Origin of the sequence: Zavarzinella formosa DSM 19928, assembly GCF_000255705.1 — a bacterium.
Classification (GTDB): domain Bacteria; phylum Planctomycetota; class Planctomycetia; order Gemmatales; family Gemmataceae; genus Zavarzinella; species Zavarzinella formosa.
Genome location: NZ_JH636439.1, coordinates 833,151 through 839,821, shown reverse-complemented (window position 1 = coordinate 839,821; position 6,671 = coordinate 833,151). Strand labels below are relative to the sequence as shown.

The window sequence follows — 6,671 nt, the reverse complement described above, 5'->3', positions numbered from 1 at the left end:
GGACGGCGAGCCATCGGAGGTCGTTGCGGCCGGTCGCCGGAATCGGGCCGGGGAGCCTGCTGAGGACGTTCGCTCGGCTCAGGGCGGGCAGCCTGTTGGGGACGTTCAATCGGTTCGGGTCGGGCGGCAGGGCGTTCAGTCGGTTCGGTCCGGTCGTCAGACGCCGGAGTGGGTGAAGTGGCTGGGCGGCGGCGAACCGGTGCGGGCCTTTGCGGCCCTTCGTCGCGATCGGCGACGGGCATGATCAGATCCTCGTTAAGTGGAATGGAATCGGCTTGGTTGAAGAAAATGGGTTAAACAGTTTGTAGGGTGGTGGCCTCCGCTTCCTTGCGGGTCAGCTCCTGGGTAATTGACGCATGAGAGGCATCCACTTGTCAGAAAATCTGACGAATTGATTCCGGATCATGGCAATCAGGGATTCAACAGATGCGTTTGCAACGCTGAAAAGGTGACGAGGAGCATTTCCGGATTCAACCGAAAACTCAGTCACTCTTCCTGCATGATAGCATTACGCCCAAGGGATTCCAGTGCGATTTTGGCGAACTTTCCCCAACCCCCTCCGACATCACTCGGGCGGAAGATTTTCCAGCCACAAGGCGGCCGAGGCATCGCTGGGCATTCTCCAATCACCCCGAGGCGAGAGGCTCACCGATCCCACCTTTGGGCCGTCCGGCAGGCAGGACCGCTTAAACTGATTGCCAAAGAAGCGGGTCACGAACATGCGCAGCCATTTGCGAATCTCCCCCAGTGAATAAGGGGCATCGAACTTCGCCTGCGTCGCCAAGTAAAGAATCTTCTCCGGCGTTGTTCCATACCGCAGAAAATGGAACATGAAGAAGTCATGTAGTTCATACGGTCCGATGGACGACTCGGTGGATTGGGCCTTCCCGGCGGCGTCGGCCGGAAGCAGTTCCGGCGAAATTTCCGTTTGAACGATGTCAATCAGCGTGTCGCGGGCCGATCCCTCAAATTCGTTCTCCGCCGCCCAGCGAACCAAGAATTTCACGAGTGTTTTCGGGATGCTGACGTTCACGTTGTACATGCTCATGTGATCGGCGTTGTAAGTGCACCACCCGAGAGCCAACTCTGAGAGGTCGCCGGTGCCGATCACGAAGGCCGTGTTCATTAGCAAGCTCGTGCGAACACGGGCCTGAATGTTCTCAAACGTCAGATCTTTGCGCTTTTCCGGAGGGAGATGCCGCAACGGTTCCATGAGGGATTCGTGGGTCATCCCATGCAGATTGATGCCAAACGGAGAATGACCAAGGGCCTTCATTTCTTCAAAGCACAACGGCCGGATGTCGATCTCCCGGTAAGAGACCCCCAACCGATTCATCAGGGCCTTGGCATTCGTCAGCGTGCGGCTGGTCGTGCCGAATCCGGGCATGGTGATCGCCCGAATTTTCTCTCTTGAGACGCCCAGATGGTCAAGCGTCTTGCATAGCACCAACAAGGCAAGCGTCGAATCAAGACCCCCGGAAACACCGATGGACACCGCTGATGTGCCGATTTGTTCCAATCGTCGGCCCAAGCCGGTCACCTGGATGGTGAAAATCTCTTCGCACCGTTCCTTCAACTCACGCTCGCCCGAGGGCACGAATGGATGGGCTTCCACCTTCCGCATCAGTTTTTCCGGGGCGCGACGTTCTGGCAGATGAAACATGATGCGCCGAAATTCCCGCTTCAAACCGGAATCAAGGAGGGCGTCGCCGAAACTCGTCGTCAGTTGCCGGTTCATGCGAAGCCGGTCGAGATCAATGTCGGCGATTTGTAACACGAGTTCGCGTTTGAACCGGGGCGACTCGGAAATCAGCGTTCCGTTCTCGGCAATGAGGCAGTGCCCGCCGAAAACGATGTCCGTCGTCGATTCGCCCCGCCCCGCCCCGGCATAGACATAGGCCGCGATGCAACGGGCCGATTGCTGCGTGACGAGATCACGACGGTAGTTGGCCTTGGCAATCGTTTCGTTGCTGGCCGAGAGATTGAGCAACACCGTCGCCCCGTGGACGGATTGAATCGAACTTGGGGGAATCGGCCCCCAAAGGTCTTCGCAAATTTCGATGCCAATGGTCAGGCTGTCCAGTTGCCTCGCGGAGAACAGCAAATCCGGTCCAAATGGAACCTGCTTTCCAAACAGGGTAACACTCGTGCTTATTGCCGTCGAAGACGGGGCGAAGAACCGGGCGTCGTAAAACTCCTTGTAATTCGGCAGGTATGTCTTCGGTACGATTCCCAACACTTCGCCGTCGCTTACAAACGCCGCACAATTGAAAATCTGATCATCAACGACGACCGGCAAGCCAACGACGACCACGCCGGAATACAACCGGGCGGTGGCGACCGTGATGGCTTGCAAGGCGTCAATCGCCCCGCGTTGCAAGGTTTGTTGGAAAAACAAATCATTGCAAGTGTAGCCGGTCAGCCCCATCTCCGGACCGACGAGAACGTCAACCCCCAAGTCGGCCGCTTGGTGCATGGCGTCGATGGTGGCTGAGGCGTTGGCCCGAGGATCGGCTAGTTTCAACGGGGGGGCCATCGCGGCCACCCGGACAAACCCATGTCGCGACATGACGTATCCTTCGTGTTCAGGCAGGGGCAACCCGCAGGCGGGCGGCGGCCGTTTCTGTTTGACGCATCGTTCGGAAGCGAGTCATCACATCATTCACGTGCGGAGAAAGCTCCCAACTCTCGTACTTGCCCCATGTGCGGTCGGCCCGGTCAGCCTGCTCGTCAAACGACTCGCGGTAAACGATCCGGCCTTGGTCGACCAATTTCACATAAAGCGGCGTGCCAGTCACCTTCTCATTGGCTTCGGCAACGACCATCCATTTGCCGGCTTCCAGCACTCGCAAGTAACCGCCGAGCGATTCCTTGCCGGGGGAATTGGAGAACTTCACGTTCGGCCGGTCAGCCGTTGCGGTGCGTTTGAAGGCAGCAGCGACGGTGTCCCTGTGGACGAGTTTCCACCAATAGCCTCCGGCTCCGGGGAAGAGCATTGTCGGCTCCAATCCCGTCTTTTCCCGGAAGATGTTGTAAACGTGTTTCACCGCTTCCGGGCTTACTTCATCCTCGAATACGATGATTCGGGGCGGGATGCCGAGGGCGGTCATCTTCTGGAAATACAACACGCATTGGGCGGCGATATCGCCGCTGTCCACACGCACCCCGACACGATCTGTCTCCGGGTGCGCCCGGATGACTCGCAGGGCGTTTTCGAGGCCGACGGTTTCCGCATCCACCAGGTCGCAGAGCAGCGAGGCCGATCCCATCTTGGTCACGAAACGGTCCATCATCTCATACTCGGCCTCGGCCAGCGAGCGGTCCAGCGATTGGCTGGAACACATCATTTCATGCCCGATGGTGCCAATGGATTTGAACAATTCCGGGTAGAGGAATTCGGCCGTGTCGTTGGAGGTAAGCTGCCCGCGACCACCCACATATCGCGCGAGCAACAGCGTGAGATTGTTCAATTCGAGCGGCGCCGACCGCAGACCAAACTCGGCATCCCGTGGCGTCGCCAGTTTCATCAACCGGGCTTTGGTGGCTTGGATTACCGGGGCAAAATACCGGCACATCGCCGGCTCCAGATAAGAAACGATGGCCCCCGGTCCCTCGAAGAACAGACAGGGAACCCCGGCAAAAAATGTCTGCCCGCCGGGGAACCCCCAGATGTCCACGGGCAAGAAAATCTCTTCGCCGTGCTGGGTGTCAAGAAGGGCGTCCCATGCTTCCGAAGGGAACGCCCGCACGGCCGATTGCTCAAGAAACCAACGACGGGCCAGTTCGATGTCGCTGCGTTTGAGCGGCCGGTGGAACCATTGAGCGAGCATCGCCTCATGCCCGGCCATGATGAGTTGTTTGCCCGCTCCCTCTTCGCCGATCCCTTTGCGGAAAGCCAAACTGTAACCGGCCCGCTCAACGGCGATGTCCGGCACGGCCGTCCACATGGTTCGCTTGTAAGTGTCCGTCCCTCCGATAAATCCGCCCAACAGGAACATCTTGCCGAAAAATTCCTCCCGCATGGCCAGACGTTTGGCCAAGAAGGGATCGTCGGTCCGTGCGGTCATTCCGGGGGTCTCCCAAGCATGGGGGTCAAATGGCAAGTGGGGACGTTATACCGGGAGGAACTGGAACGACGGGAAAAATTCATTTCATGCTCGCATGTGCTTCTGATGAGATTGGCAACGTGACACGGAATACCGTGTGCTGGTTCTCGCGGCCCCAAGAAATTTCCCCCCGATGAGCCGTCACCGCCTGCCGGACGACGGCCAGTCCCAGTCCGATCCCCTCGGGTTTGCCGGTGACGAATGGCTCGAACAATTTGACGGCGATTTCCGGGGAAGGCCCCGGCCCGCTGTCTGCGATGCTGATCGCCGCAAATCCATCTCGAACGACAACCCGCACCGATACTTCCCCGTTCTGTCCGACGGCATCAAGGGCATTCCCGACAAGGTTGGTCACAATGTCATTCAATGGGGCGGGATTGCCGGTCAGCATCACCGGATGTTCCGGAATTTCCAATGTCAAGATGATGTTCGCATGCCGCGACTGAGGCAGAAACAATTCAACCGATTCGCGGGTGATCTTTGCCAGATCGCACGGCTCCATCTTTGGCGGCTCGTTACGATTCAGGTCGATGAACCGCCGCAGGTTGACATCCATCATCGTGAGCTGGCGTTTGGCGACAGCGATGGCCTCGGTGTCTGTGTTCGGCAAATCCGAAAGGGCGATGTCCAATGCGAGTTGCGCCCCCGTCACGCCGTTGCGAAGTTGATGGGCCAGTCCGCTGGCGAGTTGACCGGCAAACCGCAGGCGTTCGGTCTTTTCCACCGTGCTTTGAAACCCCGCCAGTCGGGCGGCCATCTCGTTGACAGACACCACCAGATCCCGAAGTTCGTCGTCCGGCGTCGGAACGGTCATCGGGCTGAAGTCCCCTCTGGCGATGCCCCGCGTTTGTTTCTCCAACTGCCGGATACGGCGAACAAACCGATCCGCAAGCAGGAACGTAAACACCACGGCCACCAACCCGAAGATCAGCCCAAGAAACGAAGGGCGTTCCGCATCGGCGATCACCTCCTTCAGCAGAGACTCGGGATAGAAGACATAAATGCTCGTCCCCGCATCCTTGTGCGGTTCTTTCAAGACCAACCCGCGAACTCGATAGGCCTCCCCCTCGACAATGACCGGCGGCCCAAGGCTGAAACCATCCGCCTCGGGAATCTCATCCACCGGAGAAACCTCGACGTCATCATGGGCAAACGTCGTGATTCGACGGTCGCCGGGGAAGACAATTAAAAACTCGGCGCCGGAAAGTTGTTTGATCTGATCGATGATCGGAGTCGTGAGCGGATATTTCAGATTTCGGAGCGTGAGAGTGACATTGCGCAATTGGACGGCGACTCGTTCCTCAGCCCGGCGGGCAGCCACTTGGGCGCTCCAAAGACTCGCGGCGACCACCCCGGAGAGCAACAGTCCCAGCGGGACGAGCAATCGATACCGGATGCCCAATCGCACGAGTGAAATGCTCCGTCAGAGAGGAATGGCTCGAATTCCGGCGAGACAATGCTTTACGGTGGTTATAATATCGCCTTGTCACAACCGGCCGGACTTTCCGGCCGGATGACGTTGTTTATTAACCGAGGTGTTCACGTGTCCGTGAGTTTGGCCGTGGTGGGAGCAACGGGAGCCGTTGGCGACCTGATTCGGAAAGTCCTGCTGGAGCGGGATTTTCCGGCAAAATCGATCAAATTCCTGGCTTCCGAGCGAAGCGTCGGGAAAACCGTCGAGTTCCGCGGGAAACATCACACGGTCGAATCGATCACTGCCGAGGCATTCGCCGGAGTGCAGATCGTCCTCTCCAGCACGCCTTCGTCGATCAGCAAAGAGTTCTCGCCGATTGCCGCCAAGCAAGGGGCCATCGTCGTGGACAACTCCTCCGCGTGGCGAATGGATCCTCAAGTTCCGCTCGTCGTGCCGGAAGTCAATGCGGACGAACTTAAGAACATTCCCAAGGGAATCGTCGCCAATCCAAACTGCGTGGCGATTCCGCTCTGCGTGGCCTTGCGGCCGTTGCAAAATCTCTCGAAGATTCGCCGGATCATCGTCTCCACCTACCAATCCTCCTCCGGCAAGGGGGCGAAGGGGCTTGCGGACTTCGAGCAACAACTCGACAGTTTCGTGAAGGGGGACAAAGTCGTCGCCCAAGCCCATCGGGCGCAACTGGCGGGGAACGTCATCACGCTGGACTGGACGCTTGATCCGAACGGCTATACCGAAGAAGAAAACAAGGTCGTCAACGAGACCAAGAAGATCCTCGGCGACCAAACCATCGGCATCTCGCCGACATGCGTTCGCGTGCCGGTAAAGGTGGCCCACAGCGAATCGGTGAACGTCGAATTCGACCGGCCGATCAGCGTTGAAGAGGCAAAGGCGGTCTTGAGGAATGCCCCCGGCATCGTCCTGCTGGATGAAACCAAGGGCGAGTTCCCGCAACCGATTCTCGCGGCAGGCCACGATCACACGTTTGTCGGCCGCATCCGGCAAGATCCCGGTCACGCCAATTCATTGAACCTATGGGTGGTGGCCGACAATCTCCGCAAGGGGGCCGCGACCAACGCCGTGCAGGTGGCCGAAGAGTTGATCAAACGTGGGATCGTCAAAGGCTGATCGCA

General features: G+C 58.4%; 5 protein-coding genes. 2 read left to right on the top strand and 3 right to left on the bottom strand.

Annotated elements, in window-relative coordinates; all coding sequences use genetic code 11:
• The coding region (locus BGIM_RS66940) for a hypothetical protein (RefSeq protein WP_238537514.1) at positions 1–244 on the top strand (244 nt) is incomplete at its 5' end.
• Between the two features lie 321 nt (positions 245–565).
• On the opposite strand, the gene BGIM_RS0104445 is transcribed toward BGIM_RS66940, so the two are convergent.
• The 3 genes from BGIM_RS0104445 to BGIM_RS0104435 all read right to left on the bottom strand — a co-directional run bounded on the left by BGIM_RS0104445 (position 566) and on the right by BGIM_RS0104435 (position 5,514).
• Positions 566–2,569, bottom strand: a complete 2,004-nt coding sequence (locus BGIM_RS0104445) for an NAD(+) synthase (RefSeq protein ID WP_020468596.1) — start codon at positions 2,567–2,569, stop codon at positions 566–568.
• Positions 2,570–2,585: 16 nt separating this feature from the next.
• Complete coding sequence (locus BGIM_RS0104440) at positions 2,586–4,067, bottom strand: hypothetical protein (RefSeq protein WP_020468595.1); 1,482 nt, start codon at positions 4,065–4,067, stop codon at positions 2,586–2,588.
• Positions 4,068–4,146: 79 nt separating this feature from the next.
• Positions 4,147–5,514 (bottom strand): sensor histidine kinase, encoded by a 1,368-nt coding sequence (locus BGIM_RS0104435; RefSeq protein ID WP_020468594.1) that lies wholly within the window; start codon positions 5,512–5,514, stop codon positions 4,147–4,149.
• A 105-nt stretch (positions 5,515–5,619) separates the two neighbouring features.
• Here BGIM_RS0104435 and BGIM_RS0104430 point away from each other — a divergent pair, with 105 nt between their 5' ends.
• On the top strand, positions 5,620–6,666 hold the full coding sequence (locus tag BGIM_RS0104430) for an aspartate-semialdehyde dehydrogenase (protein ID WP_052639753.1): 1,047 nt from the start codon (positions 5,620–5,622) through the stop codon (positions 6,664–6,666).
• The last annotated feature ends 5 nt before the right edge of the window (positions 6,667–6,671 follow it).